Below are 18,528 nucleotides of genomic sequence, written 5' to 3'. Positions count from 1 at the left end.
GCCATTGCTGCCGATTCTGCTGCTTGCTACCGAACTCCATCGAACTACGATACTACCCGCTGCGTGTGACAGCGGTATTGCGGCATCTCCTGCTTTCCAGCCTTATTTGAAGGTGTAATTGGCGCTGGCATAGAAGCGCCGCCCGCGCGGGTCCGAATAGCTGGGGTCATAGCCGGAAAGGAAAAAATACGCCTGGTTCGAGTATGGCGGACTGGTATTGAACATATTCTGTATGCCCGCGCGCAGCTTGAACTGCTTGCTGACCGCATAGGCGCCCGACATGTCCCACAGCGTGTACGCCTTCACCCGGTTCGACTTGACCACGCTGCCATCGTCGATGTTGATGGCCGAATTCTGGTCATCGTAGCCGCTCGAATACGTGTTCGACAGGCTGGCGGAGTACGGGCCGTTATCCCAGTCCAGCGTGATCGTATGGCGCCAGCGCTGCACCACGCCGTCCGTGACGAATTTATTCAGGTTGCTGATGAACACGTCGCCAGGGCTGGTCTGGATTTTCGAATCGAGCACATAGGTGCCGCTCAGGTGGCCGCCGAAGCGCCCCCATGCCGTTTTCACGCCATGCAGGTCGGCAGTGATGTCGATGCCTGCGGCTTTTTGCGCGCCGCGGTTTTCCTTGCGCAGTTCGATGTAGTCGATCAAGCCGTCTTCATCGCGGTGTACCAGGTCGCCGTACTTGGACAGATTGGCCAGGATGATATCGTCGCCGATTTCGCTGATCAGGTCCGTGCGCTTGATGTTCCAGTAATCAAAGCTGAAGGTCCAGTGCTCGCTGGGCTCGAGCACCAGGCCGGCCGAGAACTGGCGGCTGCGCTCCGGTTTCAGCTTGTCGTTGCTGTAGCGGCGCGTATCCCAGTTGTCGGCGCAGACGGAATAGTCGTTGTTCTCGGCGGCGCAGTACACGGGATCAGGCAGGGTCGCCGTGCTGCTGTACACGGTGGGGCGGTGCAAGTCCGACATCGACGGCGCGCGGAAGCCCTTGCCGGCCGAGGCGCGCATCAGCACCTGCTTGCTGGGCATGTAGGTCAGGCCGATCTTCGGACTCAAAGCGCCGCCCACCTGCTCATAGTGATCGTAGCGGCCCGACAACTGCGCCTGCCACTGCTTGCTGAACGGCAGCAGCAGCTCGCCGTAAACGGCCTGTACATTGCGGCTGTCGCTCGTGACCTTGCCGCCCTCGGGCGCATCATCGTTGTTGATGTTGTTGCTCATCAGCAGCGCCGATGGACGGAACTGCGTGCGTTCGCGCCGCACTTCGCCGCCCACGGCCAGCGCCATGTCGCCGCCGCCCATGGCCATCAGCGCACGCGAAGCCTTGAAATCGAGCGCGTCCATGCTGCCGCGCGCATGGCGCACCTCGTCGTTGACCTGGATGCTGTCGAGCAGCGCCTTGCCTTCCGCGCCCGATGCCCCGAAGGGGTTGATGCGGCCATCGGCGATCCCCGCGAGCAGCTGGTCATACAGGACGTAGCCATGCGTATCCCGGTCCTTGACGATGTTGACGCTGTGGTTGAAACCCACGTCATAGTCCCAGCCGCCCACGGTGCCGGTCGCGCCCACCACGTAGCGCTGGCTTTCGCTGGTCAGCTGGCTGGTGCGCATGCCGGCCTCGTTCAGGCGCATGCGCAGTTCCAGCTCGCGCCCCACCGGCTCGCCGTCTTCATCGACGGCCGTATCGAAGCCGGCATTGGCCAGCTGCGGCACCTTGCTGTAATCGAGGTAGCCGATCACGCGTGCCGACGAGCCCACGTAATAGCTGCGCGAACGGCTCAATGCGACCTCCGCGTACAGCTGGTGATCGTTATTCAGTTTCAGCACGCCGCGCGTGAGCAGGTTCTGCTTGTCCGTCTTCGGATACAGCTCCGTATCGCCCATGTAGTCATAGGTGCAGCCATCCACGCCGCCCGTGCCTTTCGGCAGGTACAGATTGGCCGGCGGCGCGCAGTCCGGGATGGCGAAATTGATCTGGCGGTTGGTGATGGGCTGGCCATTGAGCAGGAAGCCGTTGTCCTGCAGATGCGTGCGCTGGGCGCTCGACAGGCGGATATTCGCCGGGCTGGTAAAGCTCGACAGCAAATGCCCGAGGCGCTGCGGAATCTGCAGGTTCGGGATGAACTTGCGCTGCGAGGAGCGCAGGCGGTCCGTCTGCTGCAGATCGACGACGGCAAAGATATTGTAGCCATCGGTGGCCAGGTCGCCCGTGCCGGCCGTGATGCTGGCCGTGCGCTTGCCGGCGCCGCCTTCGTCGGTGCCGCTGGCGTAGGCGTTCAGCTCCACGCCCTGGTAATCCTTGCGCGTGATGAAGTTGATCACGCCGCCGATGGCGTCCGTGCCATACAGGGCCGAGGCGCCGTCGAGCAGCACCTCCACGCGCTGCAGCGCGGCGGCGGGAATGTTGTTCAGGTCCACGCCGGCATCGTCGCCGGGCGAGGCGAAATTGGCCATGCGCCGGCCGTTGAGCAGCACCAGCGTCGACGAGGTGCCCACGCCGCGCAGGTTGGCGCTGTTGAAGCCGCGCTGGTCGCCGCCCACATTGATGCTGGCGCCATCCGTCAAGCCGCCCACGTTGGCCGAAACGCGCGCCATCAGTTCAGCCGCCGTCGTCACGCCCGCTTTTTCGATCTCCGCGCGCGTGATGATCTGCACCGGCAGGGCCGTTTCGGATTCCAGCCGCTTGATGGCCGAGCCGGTAATCTCCACGCGCTGCAGCTTCGGCACGGGCATGGCGGCCTCGCCCGGTGCCGCCTGTTCCTGCGCCAGCGCGCCGCCGCCCAGCATGCCCAGCGCCGCCGACACGCTCAAGGCGCGCAATGCCAGGCGCACGGCGTGCGCCAGTACCGACTCGCGTGGCAGCACCTGCCTGCCCGGTTGTTTTTCCATGTGCATTTCAACTCTCCCAGATGGTTTAACCCTGATTTTTATAGTGACTGCTTTTTGGGTACTGCCTTGCGCTGCTTGACTGCTGTTTTCCGGGGGCCTTGCGCGCCATGCTCGCCGCCATACAGGTAGGCGGCGATCACCTCGCTCAGGCGCGCTGCTTTTTCAACGTTGTCCTTGTTCGACACCATCAGCGCCACGACCAGCGCCTCGATCATGGCCAGTGCCGTGCTGGCGCTGCTGGGCAGCACGGGATGCGTGCTTTGCGCGTACAGCACATGGTCGGCCAGTTCGGCCAAGGGCGACGCGGGCGAGTCGGTCAGCGCCACGATGCGCGCGCCGCGGTCGCGCGCGAAGCTGGCCAGGCCGATACAGTCGAGCGTATAGCGGGGAAAGGAAATGACCACCAGCACGTCGCTCGCCGTCAGGTTGACCAGGTGGCCGGCCGCCACTTCCGAGCCGCCGATGCCCACCACTTCCACCACATGCGCGCAGAACGGCTGCAAATGCTGCACCAGCATGCCGGCCAGGTTGGCCGACAGGCCAAAGCCCATCACGTACACTACCTTGGCACGCGTCAGGCGGCGCACCACGGCGTGCATGTCCGACAGCGACAGGCTGCCCGAGGTGGCGGCGATATTCGCGGCCGCATACTCGAGGCTTTGCGTGACGGGCGAGGTGGCGCGCGCGCGCCGTTCTATCGTATGGCGCAGCTTGTCGACCGGTTGCAGCAATGCCTGCAGGGTTTCTGCCATGGCGCCGCGCATGGCCGAATAATTCTTCTGGCCGATATCGCGCGCGAAGCGGCTGATGGTGGCCGTCGACACCTGGCAGCTGTCGGCCAGCTCCTCGATGCCCAGCGCCGTGACGCGCATCTGGTTGCGCAGCAGGTAGTCGGCGATCTGCCGCTGCGAGGCCGAGCCGCTGGCCAGCACATGCATCAGGGCCTGTCCCAGCGGCGACTGCGCAAACGCGGCATCGGACGGCGACATGGCGGCGGCCGGTGCCGCGCGTGGCGCGCTGTTGCGGGCAGGACTGGCGGATGGTTTCATATCACTGGCGGCCTGTTGTTTTTACGCGCTGCAATGGCAGCCTGCATGCTGCGCATGGACGAAGAAAGCGTGGCAAAGCGGCGCAGGATGCGCCGTTTGAAACCACTTTACGCATATCAAAAAGAAAACTCAACAAATTTTTGTAAAAGGATTTTCATTGATTTACTTCGTGAAAATAATGCTACATAATCGACCGGAATCCATCAACCGCGCCCCGTTTTGGGGCGAAATCATCATGCAAGTACACCAGCATCCGATCTCCACGCCGCACGCCAGCGTTGCCTGCCAGTTGAGCAGCTTTCACTTCGGCAGTCCGGCCGCCGGCAGCCGCAGCGGCAAGAAGGTGTATATCCAGGCGGCGCTGCACGCGGACGAGGTGCCGGGCATGCTGGTGGCGCAATTCTTGCGCCGCGAACTGCTGGCGCTGGAAGCGGCCGGCAAGATCCATGGCGAAGTGATCCTGGTGCCGGCAGCTAACCCGATCGGCCTGGCGCAAGCCATCCATGGCGCGCCGTTCGGCCGCTTCGACCTGACCACCGGCATCAACTTCAACCGCGCCTACCGCCACGTGGCCGATGAGCTGAAAACCACGCTCGATGGCCTGCTGGGGCCCGATGCCGATGCCAACGTGGCGCTGATACGCCAGCATGCGCGCGCCGCCGTCGCCGCCTGGCAGCCTGGCACGGATGCGGGCGTGCTGAAAAAAACGCTGCTGGGCATGGCCATCGATGCCGACATCGTGCTCGACCTGCACTGCGACAACGAGGCCGCGCTGCACCTGTATACGGGCACGCCGCTGGCGGCGCAACTCGCGCCCCTGTCGGCGCTATTGGGCGCGCGCGCCGTGCTGCTGGAACTGGCGGCCGGCGAAGAGCCGTTCGACGAAGCGTGCAGCCGCCTGTGGTGGGACCTCGACGCGCACTTCGGCGACCGCTATCCGATTCCCGCCGCCTGCCTGTCGACCACCGTCGAGTTGCGCGGCGAAGTTGAAGTGGGCTATGCCCTGGCCGAGCGCGATGCGCAAGCCCTGCTGCGCTTCCTCGCCATCGAGGGCGTGCTGGACATCGCCGGCGCCGGCGACGACCTGCCCGCGCCGCAATGCCAGCCGACGCCGCTGGCCGGCGTGGAACCGATCCTCGCGCCGCATCACGGCGTGCTGGTGTATCTGCGCGAGATGGGCGACGTGCTGGCCGCCGGCGATGCGCTGGCCGACCTGATCGACCCCGTCAGCGGTGAAACGACGACCTTGCGCTGCACGGTCGCCGGTGTCTTCTTCGCGCGCAGCGCCCACCGCCACGTCTTGCGCGGCATGAATGTCGGCAAGGTCGCCGGCGCCGTCGCCTTCCGCGGCGGCAGCCTGCTCAGCCAATAATAAAGAAAACCCGCATGAGAAAATACTTCAAGCTACCCAATACCTTTGTCCTGCTATGCGGCATCCTGGCCATGATCGCGCTGGCGACCTGGCTGGTACCGGGCGGGAAATTCGACACCCAGCTGGTCAACGGCAAGCAGTTGATCGTTCCCGGCACCTTCCACTATGTCGACAACAAGCCGCAGGGCTTTGCCGCCCTGATGATGGCGCCCATCAAGGGCTTCGTCGACGCCGGCCTGATCATCGGATTCGTGCTGATCGTCGGCGGCGCTTTCTCGGTGCTGCAAAAAACGGAAGCCTTCGATTCGCTGATCAAGTCCATCGCCAAGGCGCACACCAGTTCGCGCTTCGTGCGCGCCGCCCTCATTCCCGTCTTCTTCACCATGTTTTCCCTCGGCGGCGCCACCTTCGGCATGAACGAGGAAGCCATTCCCTTCATCCTGATCTTCGTGCCGCTGGCACTGGCCCTGGGCTACGACTCCATCGTTGGCGTGTCGATTCCCTTCATCGGTTCGCAAGTGGGCTTTTCGGCCGCCTTCCTGAACCCGTTCAATGTCGGCATCGCGCAGGGCATCGCCGGCGTGCCGATCTTTTCCGGCATCGGCTATCGCCTGATCGTGTGGGCCATCGCCACGTTTGTCAGCATCGTCTTCCTGATGTGGTACGCGGCGCGCATCAAGCGCCATCCGGAAAAAAGCCCGACCTACCTGCTCGACATTGAAAAGCGCGGCGAGCATACGCTGGACTTTTCCACCTTTGCCGGCATGACGCGCACGCACCGCGCCGTGCTGTGGATCTTCATGGCGACCCTGCTGACGATGGTCGTCGGCGTCGTCAAGTACGACTGGTTCATCGATGAAATCGCCGCCCTGTTCCTCGGCATGGCCATCGTCGTCGGCCTGGTCGGCCGGCTCGACATGGACAGCCTGGTGGCGTCTTTCGTGCAGGGCGCGCGCGACATGGTGGGCGTGGCGCTGGTCATCGCGCTGGCGCGCGGCACCATGATCCTGGCGCGCGACGCACAGATCATCGACACCATGCTGCATGCGCTCACGCCGCTGGTGGCTTCGTCGAGCCCCGTCTTCGCCGCGCAGAAAATGTTCTTCATGCAGTCGGTGATCAATTTCTTCATCCATTCGGGCAGCGGCCAGGCCGCGCTGACCATGCCGATCATGGCGCCGCTGGCCGACCTGGTCGGCGTGACGCGCCAGACGGCCATCCTGGCGTTCCAGTTCGGCGAATTCACCACGCCGATGATACCCACCTCCGGCATCACCGTGGGCGTGCTGGCGCTGGCGCGCATCCCCTGGATTACGTGGGCCAAGTGGATGATACCGCTGCAGCTGATCTATCTGGTGCTGGCCCTGCTGCTGCTGATTCCGCCGTGCCTGATGCACTGGCAGTAAACACCCCAGCCACGGCGACTTGGCTCGCCCTTCAATACGGGCAGTCAACGCTGGTAGATGTCCGGCACATAGCGCTCCATCAGCGTTTCCGGGCGCAGCGGCGCCGTGAAGCCATGGCGCGCGTACAGCGTATGCGCGGTGCCGGTGGCCAGCATGAAACGGCGCAAGCCCTGCAAGTCGGGATGCGCCATGACGGCTTCCATCAAGCGCTTGCTGTAGCCGCGGCCACGACAGTCGTCGAGTACATACACGTCGACCAGATAGGCAAACGTGGCATAGTCGCTGACCACGCGGGCAAACGCCACCTGGCGGCCGTCGAGCGTGCCGCCAAAACACAGCGAATGGTCGATCGCGCGCTGCACGGTAGCCAGCGGGATGCCGATGGCCCATGTCGATTGGGTGCTGAGAAAATGGTGGATGGCCGGAACGTCGAGTTCCGCCTTGTCGGTGCTGATTTTCAGATGTGACATTGCGCTGGCCCTGCTGTCGTTGAAAACACGATCATCGGCCTTTTTGCGGCTGCTGTCACCAGGGCTGGAAAGAACCGGGGGCGCCACCCGTTCCGCTTGCCCATGTTGGGGTATGACGATTGACTGCTGCTACTGCCCTTTTCCGTACTGCCGGCATGGCATCGCCGCGCTTACAGTGCGGCTTTTTCTGCGGCGCTCAAACGCTTGGCGCTGACATGGACGGTGTACATGGTGGCAGCGGCGTCGGCGCTGGCCACGAGCGGTGCTGGCGCGGCGCGGAACTTCGGCACGGCGGCGGTGGCCAGGCTGGTAGCGGCGGCGATGGCGACGATGGCAACGAAGATGGCTTCCATGTTTTTAGCGATGTTCATGATGTGCTCCTTTGGGTCAGTGGTTTGTGTCCTGCGATGATGGAACTTTAGGCCAACACCCGCTGCATCGCCACCGGATTGCGACAAACCGCGCGATTCGCGGGACAGAATACCAACAGCTGCGATGAAGCGTTGCAGCACCCTGCAACGCAGCCAGCCCAGTCGCGTAGCCCATGGCGCACCCTGTATTCCTTGCGGGGGTGCTACAAATGTGGCATGCTACATTTGTAGCAAACACACTCGACAAGGAAAAATATGTTTTCGTGCGCATGGAAGTGGAAACTGGCCGGCCTGCTGTCCGCGGCAGCCTTCACTGCAACGGCGGCGGCCGCCGATTTTGACGGCATGGTCAACGTGGGCCAGCACCAGTTGCAGGTGACGCAGGCGGGCGAAGGCCCCTATACCGTCGTCTTCGAGGCGGGCTTCGCCAGCGATCAGTCGGTGTGGCGCAAGGTAGTGCCGGACATCGCGAAGAAGGCGGCGGTGCTGGTCTACTCGCGCGCAGGCTATGGCAAGTCGCCGGTGCGCGCGCAGCCGCTCGGCATGGAACAGAGCGCGGCCGAACTGGCTGAAGTGCTGAGCCAGCGCAAGGTGGACGGGCCGCTGATCCTCGTGGGCCACTCGTACGGCGCCTTCCTGATCCGCTACTTCGCGGCCACCCATCCGCAGCGGGTTGCCGGCCTGGTCTTCGTCGACCCGGCGGATGAAGGCCTCGAGGCCGTACTCAAAGGCATCGACCCGGTACGCCTGCAGCAAGACCGGCGCCTGCTCGCGTCGAGCATCCCGCCGAAATGGCAGGGCGAGCTGCAGACGATCCAGAAGCTGCTCGATGCGGGCACGCTGCCGGCCATGCCCGCGCTGCCCGACGTGCCGACGGTACTGCTCACCTCCGTGCAGGCGTGCGCCGGCTCGGACTTCTTCCAGGAGACGCCCGGCGTCGTCAAGATCAAGCGCGAGCGACACGCTGCCTTCCTCAGCCAGTTTTCAAGCGGCGCGCATGTCTTCACGCCGAACAGCGGCCACGGCATCCAGATGCAGGAACCCGAACTGGTCGTCGCCGCCATCGGCCAGGTACTGACCCTGGCCACGCAAAACGCGGCGCGCGTGGCCAGGGCGAAGGCAAAGCAAACACTGATGGGTGAGCTGGAACAGAGCGCGGCCCTGCTGGAACAGCACCAGCAGGACGCTGCCGCGCGCCGGGTCGCGGCAGCGCTCGGCGACAGCACATTGAGCGAAGCCGACATCAATGCGCTCGGTTTCGACCTGCTGCTCAAGGTGAAGCGGCTGCCTTTGGCGACGCTGGTGCTGGCGTACAATAGCCAGACATACGCGCAGTCCGACAATGCCGCCGACAGCCATGGCGAAGCCTTGCTGGCAGGCGGCCTTGCCGAGACAGCAAGGCGCCAGTTCGCACGGGCGCTCGCACTGGGGCAGACCAACGGCGCGCGCGCACAGGCGATGGCCGGCTACCGGCAGCATCTTTCGCAAGCAGAACAGGCATTGAAACAACCATGAAAAAAAATGCGCCAGCCACTGCGGCTACCGAGATGCGCGGGCTGGAAGACCTGGCGCCGCGCGAGCGACAGGTCGTCGAGTGCGTCTACCGGCTGCAGGAGGCTACCGCCGCGCAGCTCCAGGAAGAACTGAAACCCGACCTGAGCAATTCGGCGGTGCGCGCCATGCTGGCGCGGCTGGAAACCAAGGGCATACTCCAGCATCGCGTCGACGGCCAGCGCTATCTGTACAGCGCCGTGGCGCCGCAGGCCAAGGTGCGCGAGTCCGCGCTGAAAAAACTGGTCGGCACCTTCTTCAACAATTCCAAGGCCAGCGCCGCAACGGCCTTGCTCGGCATGTCGGGCGAACTGAGTTCGAAAGAGCTCGATGACCTCGAGGCGATGATCGCGAAGGCACGCAAGGAAGGCCGCTGATGGCGGGAACCGACCTCGCGCAGCTTCTGCTGAAGCATAGCGTGACGGTCGTGCTGTTGCTGCTGGCGCTGCGGCTGCTGTATCGCGCCTCGGCGGCGCGCCGCGTATTTGCCGCGCGCTGCGGCCTGGTGGCGCTGCTGTTGCTGCCGCTGTTCTGGCTGTTGCTGCCGCAACTGCCGCTGCGCATGCCGCTGGCCGTGTCGGCCCTGCTCGATCCGCCGCTCGCGATCCCGGCCAGCGTGACGACCGCCGCACTGCCCGCCATCGAGGATGCCGTGTCCATGCCCGAGCGTGCCGCCCGGCTGGGACGCTGGCTGCTGGCCGTGTACGCCTTGGGCGTGCTGTGCCATCTGCTGCGCCTCGCGCTGAACCTGCGGCGCTTGCGCCAGGCCGCCGCTGCCGCGCAGCGGTTCGAAGCGCCGGCCTGGGAAGCGGCCTTGCACAGCCTGCATCTGTCGCTGCGGCTGCGCCGCCCCGCGCGCCTGCTGCTGTCGGATACGGCGTCCTCGCCATACAGCTGGGGCTGGCGGCATCCCGTGATCGTGCTGGACCGGCACAGCGCCGCCAGCGCCGCGCCGCAGGCGGTGCTGGCCCACGAACTCGCGCATCTCCGCGCACATGACTGGCCCATGCTGCTGCTGGCGCGCGTGCTGCTCGCCCTGTACTGGTGGCAGCCGCTGATGTATCCGCTGCTGCGCATGCTCGAACACGATACGGAATGCGCGGCCGACGACGCCGTGCTGGCAACCGGCGCCACGCCGTCGCACTACGCCCACACCCTGCTCACGGTTTCGCGCCAGGCCTTCGCTTCGGGAACCGTCGCCACGCCGGCACGGCGCCCGGCCAACCGCATCGCCAGCAGCGGCGCCATGCTGGGCGCCCGCATCGCGGCGCTGCTGGAAGCGCATCGCCCGCGCGGCCGCGTCACGGGACGCCAATGGTGGAGCGGAACGCTGGCCAGCCTGGCGCTCGTGTGCCTGGTCGCCAGCCTCCAGCTGCGCGGCGAACATGTGCTGTGGCCGGACAGCCTGCTGCCCGCCTCCGGCGTCAGGAACCAGGATCCGATCGCCTTGCTGCAAGCCCTGGACAATCGCAATTTCACCCAGCTGGCCGCCGCGATGCGCGCCGGCGACTACGCGCTGCGCCATGCGGCCGATGGTCCATCGTTCCGCCAGCGCGCCGCGATACCGCCCCTGCTGCTGGCCTTGCGCGATCCGCGCCCCGTGGTGCGACGGCTTGCCGTGTGGGGCCTGGGCGAGATGCGCTTTCCCGAAACGGCGCCCGCGGTGGCGGCACTGCTGGCAGATCCGGAGGCGTCGGTGCGCGCCGAGGCGGTCGGTGCGCTGGGCGACATGCAGGAGACGCGCTGGCTGTCGCCCATGATCGCCATGCTCGGCGACCAGGATGCCGTGGTCCGCCGCCGCGTGGCGCATGCGCTGGGCGACCTGCAGGTTGCCGCGAGCATCCCCATGCTGCAACGGCAGCTGAACGATCCGGATTCCGACGTGGCTGGCGAAGTGCGCTGGGCCCTGGGCGAAATGCGCTAGGGCGTAGCGGTCCACTGCCTTCGGCGCGCTGCCGGTGGCTCATGATGAGAATAGCTGGTAAGAATAGGCTGGCTGGAAGCTTGCGTTCCGCCGTTGTGACTGACTGTGACTGCTGTCTGCTGTTATTGTGTATTGCTGCCGTCACCAGGGCTGGAGAGAACCGGGGGCGCCGCCCGTTCCGATTGCCCGTGATGGGATGCTACGAGGTGCTGCGACTGCTGTTGGCGATACTGCCCGCATGGCATCGCCGTGCTTACAGGGCGGCTTTTTCTGCGGCGCTCAAGCGCTTGGCGCTGACGTAGACCGTGTGCATGGTGGCGGCGTCGGCGCTGGCCACGATGGTCGCAGGCGCGGCGCGGAACTTCGGCACCGAGGCGGTGGCCAGGCTGGTGGCGGCAGCGATGGCGATGATGGCAACGAAGATGGCTTCCATGTTTTTAGCGATGTTCATGATGTTTTCCTTTGGGTCGGTGGTTGGGTCCTGCGATGATTGAACTGTAGGCTTATCGTCCCTGAACCGCCATCGGATTGCGACCAAACACACAATTTGCGGGACAGAATACAAAAAGGCCGGATGGAACGCATGGCGGGCATCCGGCGCGCCGTTTGAGGCTTGCAAGCCCCATTCCAGGCCATTTCCGCGCTGGGAAAGGCCCTAAAAGCCCTACCGCAGGCCAACCTTGTTTATAATCGCCCTACACTAAAGGACTTCTTTCATGACTGATCAATTCTCCAAAAAGGGCGAAGCCTGGTCGGCCCGGTTTTCCGAACCGGTCTCGGACCTCGTCAAGCGCTATACCGCTTCTGTATTTTTTGACAAGCGCCTGGCGCTGTTCGATATCGAAGGTTCGCTGGCCCATGCGGAAATGCTGCATGCGCAAGCCATCATCAGCCCGGCCGACTACGCTGAAATCCAGCGCGGCATGGCGCAAATTTCGCAGGAAATCGCCGCCGGCCAGTTCGAATGGCTGCTGGACCTGGAAGATGTCCACCTGAATATCGAAAAACGCCTGACCGAACTGGTAGGCGATGCGGGCAAGCGCCTGCACACGGGCCGTTCGCGCAACGACCAGGTGGCCACCGACATCCGCCTGTACGTGCGCTCCGCCATCGACGACATCACCGCCCTGCTGGCCACCCTGCGCGGCGCGCTGACGGACCTGGCCGAACAGCATGCCGACACCATCATGCCGGGCTTTACCCACATGCAGGTGGCGCAGCCGATCACCTTCGGCCACCACATGCTGGCCTATGTTGAAATGTTCGGCCGCGATGCCGAGCGCATGGCCGACACCCGCAAGCGCGTCAACCGCCTGCCGCTGGGCGCCGCCGCACTGGCCGGCACCACCTTCCCCATCGACCGCCTGCGCGTGGCCAAGACGCTGGGCTTTGACGACGTCTGCCACAATTCGCTCGACGCCGTCTCGGACCGCGACTTCGCCATCGAATTCTGCGCCGCCTCCGCCGTGCTGATGATGCACGTGTCGCGCATGGCCGAGGAACTGGTGATCTGGATGAGCCCGCGCATCGGCTTCATCGACATCGCCGACCGCTTCTGCACCGGCTCGTCGATCATGCCGCAAAAGAAAAACCCGGACGTGCCTGAACTGGCGCGCGGCAAGACCGGCCGCGTCTACGGCCACCTGATCGGCCTGCTGACCCTGATGAAAGGCCAGCCGCTGGCCTACAACAAGGACAACCAGGAAGACAAGGAACCGCTGTTCGATACCGTCGACACCGTCATCGACACCCTGCGCATCTTTGCCGACATGGCCGGCGGCATCACGGTCAAGCCGGAAGCGATGCGCGCGGCCGCCCTGCAAGGCTACGCCACGGCGACCGACCTGGCCGACTACCTGGTCAAGAAGGGCTTGCCTTTCCGCGATGCCCATGAAGCGGTGGCCCTGGCCGTGCGCGCCTGCGTCGATGCGGGCTGCGACCTGGCCGACCTGTCGCTGGAGCAGCTGCGCGCGTTCTCTCCGCTGACCGGCGAAGACGTGTTCGAGGTGCTGACCCTGGAAGGCTCCGTCGCCGCGCGCGACCACGTGGGCGGCACCGCGCCGCGCCAGGTGCGCGCCGCGATCGCCCGCGTGCGCACGCAGCTGGAAAAATAAGCGGGGATTTCCCCGGCAAGCGCCCCGCAGCAGCGATGCAGCGGGGCGTTTTTTATTGGGCGACGATTTTCGACAGGACGGAGAAGGCGGCGCCCGTCTGCGATGCTTCGAGCAGCAAGGTCAGCTCGGTGTAGGTGCAAATGATGTTGATCAGGTTGATGCGCTCCCAGGCCAGGCGCTTGAGGATGGCGTGATACACGCCTGGCGTATAGCAGGTCTCGGGGGCCAGATGCAGGGTCACGGCCGTCACGCGCTCGAGGCGCGCCAGTTCCTGCTCGCCGCCAAAGACCTCGTCCACCAGCGCATGCAGCGAGCGGCTGCAGATCACCATCACCTCGTTGACGCCGCGCGTCACGGTAATGAAGGTGCCGCGCTGCGGCGCTGCCAGCGCCAGCAACTGGCGCTGGCAGTCATACGTCTGGTCGGAGTAACGGTAGGTAAAAATCATCAATTCGCTGCGCGTGGACAGTTCTCCCGCGCGGTGCGCCAGCACGATCTCGCCGCTTTTCTGCTGCGGCATGCGTTCGGCCAGCCGGCGCAGCGCCATCACCACGGCGGCCTGGCCTACCGGTTTCCACAAGTCGGTCTGCAATTGCGGCTGCAACTGGCGCGCCAGCTCCGAGAGGTTGAGCAAGCCGCGGCCCAGGCCCTCGCTGAGAAACGCCGACTCCATCACGATCTGTTCCACTTTAGTCGCTATCGAAAGCATAGTTCATGTGCCGGGCATTCCGGTGCACGCACCAGGAGCCGGCAACCCTTCCTGAAAAAAAGGCTGCACTGCACCAGCGGCCGCGCCTGGAGGCGTGGCCGGTTTCGCTGAGTACCCTTGCGGGAAAGAGGCGGGCGGCGGCTAGGAAGGCGGATGCAGCATCAACGCCGCTCCAGAGGGGAAATGGCTGAAACCGCTAGCAGAAGGCAGAACTGACGTCATGTGAAACTCCCGATTTTTTCCCGTTGCGCCATGTGAACGCGGTCATTGCCGCGTGCGCTTTTTTTATCTACGCCTTGCCCCGACAGCGGACAGCGCGAATACCTAGTGTAGATCGCAACATTTAAAAAATGCAACAGTGTTTTGCCAACAGAACGCGCCATTTGAGGGACTAGTCCAAAACAAAAGTTACAGCTTGCGGCAGATCAAACTTTCCTATAGTAGCGCGCCGATAAATGTTCAATTCTTAACAAAAAAAGCCCGCTTGACCCATTTCTTGAAAATTTTGACATGGCGATATCGACAAGTTTAGTGTCGCCCTACCCGGCGGTAACGTCATAAAAAAAGCGGCAGGCTACCCGCCCGTCGTCCGGCACGCCGGGGTGGCCATCAGACAATCGCGGCCAGCTCATTCACTATTTTCCTAACCGATACCATGGAGCAGAAATGAATTTACGTTTGACGATAGTTGCCGCATCCATCGCCGCCCTGCCGCTGATGGCCACCACGACGGCACATGCCGCCACCCCGCTGCCACCGACCCTGATGGCCGCCCCTGTCAGCCTGGCGTCGCCACAAGAGACGGCCAGCCTGGTCAACAAACTGGCGGCACAGGCGCGCAGCCGCGGCCTGAATACCGAGCATGGCTTTGTCGTTGGCGCCCAGCATCCGGGCGTCAGCGGCACGCGCGTCAGCCGCGTGCAGCACACCTACAAGGGCTTGCCCGTGTTTGGCTCGGAAACGGTGGTGGTCAGCAATAACGCCGGCGACATCGTCAGCGAATCGGTCTCGGACCGCGCCTCCGGCCTCGGTAGCGGCGGCGTCAATTCCGTCACCCGCAGCGCCACCGCCGACATCGACACCACGCCCGCCGTCAGCGCCGCAACGGCCATCGCCGCCGCAGTGAAAAGCATCGGCGTGCCGGCCGTCGACCATGTGCCGCCGCATGCACAGCTGCTGATCTACCCCGTCATGAAAACGGTGCGCGTGGCAGGCGCCGAAAACAAATCGGAAGCCTCGCTCAATGCCCTCGACGTGCAGGACGTGGTCGACCACTACGAGCTGGCCTACCTGGTGCAAACCCGCATGATCAGCGGCAGCAAGCCGGTGTACTACGACACCATCGTCAGCGCCAAGGATGGCCGCATCCTGCGCCAGTGGAAAGCCCTGAAAACCGTGGCCGGCATCGGCAACAGCCAGTACAACGGCCAGGTGCCGCTCAATACCACGCTCACCGGCAGCACCTACACCATGAAGGACCCCAGCCGCGGCACCGGCGGCAGCTTCGGCGGCATGGCCATCACCAACGCCAACCACGGCACCACTTCGGGCAGCGTGTACAGCAGCACCAGCAATACCTGGGGCGACGGCCAGCAATACATCAATGGCGGCAGCACCACCAACGCCAACGGCCAGACGGCGGCAGTCAACGCCATGTGGGGCCTGATGAACACCTACGACACGCACAAGAATGTGCTGGGCTGGTCCAGCCTGGACGGCAACAACACGGCCACCCACATCGCCGCCCACGTCAACACGGCCTACGACAACGCCTACTACGACAGCAGCTGCAAGTGCATGTACATCGGCGACGGCGGCAGCTCGTTCAACAACCTCGGTTCCATCGACGTGATCGGCCATGAAATGGGCCACGGCATCACGGACGCCACCTCGGGCCTGATCTACTCGCAGGAGTCGGGCGGCTTGAACGAATCGAGCTCGGACATCGCCGGTGAAATGGTGGAAGCGTATGCGCGCGCCGGCGGCACGGGCACCACCATCCCCAACACGGGCAACGATTGGATGACGGGCAAGGAGATCGCCAAGAATGGCCAGCCGCTGCGTTGGCTGTACAAGCCGAGCAAGGATGGCAGCAGCCCGAATGCGTGGAGCAGCACCATCAAGAACCTGGACGTCCACTACAGCAGCGGCCCGAACAACCGCATGTTCTACTTCCTGTCGCAAGGCTCGAACTCCACCGCCAGCAGCGACTACTACAGCTCCTACCTGAACAAGAGCCCGCTGGCCATGACCGGTATCGGCAGCGACAAGGCCTACCGCATCTGGTTCAAGGCCGCGACCACCAAGTTCACCTCGTCGACCAACTATGCCGACGCGCGCAACAAGGTGCTGCTGGCAGCCGAGGAACTGTATGGCGTGGGCAGCGCCGAGGCGACGGCCGTCAAGCGCGCGTACGCAGCCATCAACGTGGGCGCCGACGTCGATGAATCGACGACGGGCGGCGCGGTGACCATCACCAGCCAGCCGGCCAGCCTCACGGTCGCGCCGGGCGCCACCGCTTCGTTTGCCGTCGGCGCGGGTGGCGGCACGGCGCCGTACACCTACAAGTGGTACCGCAACGGCGCCGTGATCAGCGGCGCCACGTCGCCGGCCTACAGCTTCACGACCGTGGCGGCCGACAACGGCGCCGTCTTCAAGGCCACGGTGACGGATTCGTCCTCGCCTGCCGTGACGGCCACGTCGAACAACGCCACCCTCACCGTCGGCACGAGCAGCGCCACCGAACGCGTGACGAACGGCGGCTTCGAGTCCGGCGCCACGGGATGGAGCGGCACCACGGGCGCCATCGGCACCTTCACGGGTCAAACCGCGTATGAAGGCACGAAGTACGCCTGGCTCGGCGGCAATGGCGCGACGGCCAGCGAATCGCTGACGCAAAGCGTGGCCATTCCTGCCGCCGCCACCTCGGCCAGCCTGACCTTCGCGCTGCATATCGACACGGCCGAAACGGGCAATACCGTGTACGACAAGCTGGTGGTGACCGTGAAAAACAGCGCCGGCACGGTGCTGGGCACCCTGGCCTCGTACTCGAACGTGAACAAGGCGGCCGGCTACCAGATCCGCACCTTCGACCTGATCGCCTACAAAGGCCAGACCGTGCAGATCTCGTTTGCCGCGACCGAGGATGCATCGCTGCAAACCTCGTTCGTGATCGACAAGGTCAGCCTGGTTACCCAGTAAGCGGCTAAGCGTGCGGGCAGGCAGTCGAGAAGGACTGCCTGCCCGCACCATTCGCAGAACACGATTGATTTTCTTGCAATTCCAGTCTACCCTGAGGCAGCGAATTGCATCTTGCCTGCTGCCGGTACCCGCGACGAATTGAACTCTTTTTGATTGTTCCTGACCGATGCCTACTTTGATCACACGCGCCTTGCCACCCGCCAGCCTGTCCCTTTTCGCGTCCAACGCCATGCTCGCCTGACCCGCTCATGCAGTTCCACCTCCAGGTGCAAGGCCCTGCCGGCAGCCAGGCGCTGGCCATCGACGCGCCCAGCGAAGCCGAGGCGATCCGCGCGGCCGTGCGCGGCGGCTGGCGCGTGCTGGCCGTGGACGACGGCGCCGCGCAAGACGCAGGCGCCGTGGTCCGCCCGGGGAAGCAGGGCCTGCCCCTGCTGCAGTTCAGCCAGGAGCTGCTGGCCCTGCTCGAAGCGGGCCTGAACCTGGGTGAAGCCATGGCCACCCTGCACAACAAGGAAACGCGCACGGCCGCCAGGGCCACCCTGGGCGCCATCGTGCTCACCCTGCAGCAGGGCAAGAGCTTTTCCGACACCCTGGCCGACTTCCCCGACATCTTCCCCGACATTTACATCGCCACCGTGCACGCGGCCGAGCGCTCGGGCAACCTGCCGGAAGCGCTGGCGCGCTTCGTCGGCTATCAGCTGCAATTCGACGCCATCCGCAAGAAGCTCATTTCGGCCGCCATCTACCCGTGCATGCTGCTCGTCGTCGGCGGCCTGGTGACGCTGTTCCTGCTCGGCTACGTGGTGCCGAAATTCAGCGTCGTGTATGAAAGCTCGGGCCGCGAGATTCCCTGGATGTCGCAGATGCTGCTGGGCTTTGGCCAGACGCTGGCGGCCCATCCGCTGCTGTGCGCCACGGCGCTCGCCGCCAGCGTGGCGGCCGTGGTGTTCGGCGTGGCCAACCGCGCCATGCGCATGGCGCTGGTGCTGCGCCTCTTGCGCCTGCCCGTGCTGGCGGACAAGGCCGCCGAATTTCGCCTGGCCCGCTTCTACCGCGCCCTGAGCCTGCTGCTGCACGCCGGCATCCCGCTGCACAAGGCGCTGGCCATGGTCGCGCCCATGCTGCTGCCGGCACAGCAGGAGCAGCTGGCGCAGGCGCGCCGCGCGGTGCAGGAAGGCATGCCGTTTTCCACCGCGCTGGAAGAGGCCAGCATGGCCACGCCGGTGGCGCAATCGCTGCTGAAGGTGGGCGAAAACACGGGCCGCCTGGGCGACATGCTGGAACGCTCGGCCAAGTTCCACGACGAGGAATTCGCCCGCTGGGTGGACTGGGCCTCGCGCCTGCTCGAGCCCCTGCTGATGACCATCATCGGCGTGGTGATCGGCGGCGTGGTGGTGCTGATGTACATGCCGATCTTTGAACTGGCCGGGAGCTTATCGTGACGGGTCTACCATGAGGAGCTT

General features: G+C 64.7%; 14 protein-coding genes. 8 read left to right on the top strand and 6 right to left on the bottom strand.

Features of this window, described 5'->3' with window-relative positions; genetic code table 11:
- Positions 1-102 precede the first annotated feature (102 nt).
- On the bottom strand, positions 103-2,904 hold the full coding sequence (locus tag O0880_RS02030; RefSeq protein ID WP_289884776.1) for a TonB-dependent receptor: 2,802 nt from the start codon (positions 2,902-2,904) through the stop codon (positions 103-105).
- 32 nt (positions 2,905-2,936) lie between these two features.
- Positions 2,937-3,947 (bottom strand): MurR/RpiR family transcriptional regulator, encoded by a 1,011-nt coding sequence (locus tag O0880_RS02025; RefSeq protein ID WP_289884775.1) that lies wholly within the window; start codon positions 3,945-3,947, stop codon positions 2,937-2,939.
- A 235-nt stretch (positions 3,948-4,182) separates the two neighbouring features.
- Between O0880_RS02025 and O0880_RS02020 the strand changes: the two genes are divergently transcribed.
- Together O0880_RS02020 and O0880_RS02015 are read left to right on the top strand one after the other, a co-directional pair.
- The gene (locus O0880_RS02020) at positions 4,183-5,319 is read left to right on the top strand and encodes a succinylglutamate desuccinylase/aspartoacylase family protein (protein WP_289884774.1); all 1,137 of its coding nucleotides are present in this window, start codon (positions 4,183-4,185) and stop codon (positions 5,317-5,319) included.
- Between the two features lie 14 nt (positions 5,320-5,333).
- A complete protein-coding gene (locus O0880_RS02015; RefSeq protein WP_289884773.1) occupies positions 5,334-6,725 on the top strand; it encodes a YfcC family protein in 1,392 nt (463 codons plus the stop codon).
- A gap of 44 nt (positions 6,726-6,769) precedes the next feature.
- On the opposite strand, the gene O0880_RS02010 is transcribed toward O0880_RS02015, so the two are convergent.
- A complete protein-coding gene (locus O0880_RS02010) occupies positions 6,770-7,195 on the bottom strand; it encodes a GNAT family N-acetyltransferase (protein ID WP_071321963.1) in 426 nt (141 codons plus the stop codon).
- Between the two features lie 170 nt (positions 7,196-7,365).
- Positions 7,366-7,566: a hypothetical protein gene (locus O0880_RS02005; RefSeq protein ID WP_071321962.1), complete on the bottom strand. Its 201-nt coding sequence runs from the start codon at positions 7,564-7,566 to the stop codon at positions 7,366-7,368.
- A gap of 255 nt (positions 7,567-7,821) precedes the next feature.
- On the opposite strand from O0880_RS02005, the gene O0880_RS02000 reads away from it, so the two are divergent.
- The 3 genes from O0880_RS02000 to O0880_RS01990 are packed head-to-tail and all read left to right on the top strand — an operon-like array spanning position 7,822 to position 11,041.
- Entirely contained in the window at positions 7,822-9,081 is a 1,260-nt protein-coding gene (locus O0880_RS02000; RefSeq protein WP_289884771.1) for an alpha/beta hydrolase, read from the top strand.
- Positions 9,078-9,494: a BlaI/MecI/CopY family transcriptional regulator gene (locus O0880_RS01995; protein ID WP_289884770.1), complete on the top strand. Its 417-nt coding sequence runs from the start codon at positions 9,078-9,080 to the stop codon at positions 9,492-9,494. The genes O0880_RS02000 and O0880_RS01995 overlap by 4 nt, the downstream gene beginning before the upstream one ends.
- Complete coding sequence (locus O0880_RS01990) at positions 9,494-11,041, top strand: M56 family metallopeptidase (RefSeq protein WP_289884769.1); 1,548 nt, start codon at positions 9,494-9,496, stop codon at positions 11,039-11,041. The genes O0880_RS01995 and O0880_RS01990 overlap by 1 nt, the downstream gene beginning before the upstream one ends.
- 253 nt (positions 11,042-11,294) lie before the next feature.
- Here O0880_RS01990 and O0880_RS01985 read toward each other — a convergent pair whose 3' ends face one another.
- Positions 11,295-11,492 carry a hypothetical protein gene (locus tag O0880_RS01985; protein ID WP_071321959.1) on the bottom strand — a complete coding sequence of 66 codons (198 nt, stop codon included), beginning with the start codon at positions 11,490-11,492 and terminating at the stop codon, positions 11,295-11,297.
- Positions 11,493-11,757: 265 nt separating this feature from the next.
- Between O0880_RS01985 and argH the strand changes: the two genes are divergently transcribed.
- Positions 11,758-13,155, top strand: coding sequence for an argininosuccinate lyase (gene argH / locus O0880_RS01980; protein ID WP_071321958.1), 1,398 nt, complete (start codon positions 11,758-11,760; stop codon positions 13,153-13,155).
- 52 nt (positions 13,156-13,207) lie between these two features.
- Here argH and O0880_RS01975 read toward each other — a convergent pair whose 3' ends face one another.
- Positions 13,208-13,864, bottom strand: coding sequence for a hypothetical protein (locus O0880_RS01975; protein ID WP_071321957.1), 657 nt, complete (start codon positions 13,862-13,864; stop codon positions 13,208-13,210).
- Positions 13,865-14,530: 666 nt separating this feature from the next.
- On the opposite strand from O0880_RS01975, the gene O0880_RS01970 reads away from it, so the two are divergent.
- Together O0880_RS01970 and O0880_RS01965 are read left to right on the top strand one after the other, a co-directional pair.
- Positions 14,531-17,065 (top strand): M4 family metallopeptidase, encoded by a 2,535-nt coding sequence (locus O0880_RS01970; RefSeq protein ID WP_289884768.1) that lies wholly within the window; start codon positions 14,531-14,533, stop codon positions 17,063-17,065.
- Positions 17,066-17,313: 248 nt separating this feature from the next.
- The gene (locus O0880_RS01965; RefSeq protein WP_071321955.1) at positions 17,314-18,507 is read left to right on the top strand and encodes a type II secretion system F family protein; all 1,194 of its coding nucleotides are present in this window, start codon (positions 17,314-17,316) and stop codon (positions 18,505-18,507) included.
- The last annotated feature ends 21 nt before the right edge of the window (positions 18,508-18,528 follow it).

The sequence above is a fragment of the Janthinobacterium sp. SUN118 genome (genome assembly GCF_030397695.1).
Lineage (GTDB): Bacteria > Pseudomonadota > Gammaproteobacteria > Burkholderiales > Burkholderiaceae_D > Janthinobacterium.
Note: the sequence above shows the minus strand (reverse complement) of the source record. Positions and strands in the feature narration are given on the sequence as shown.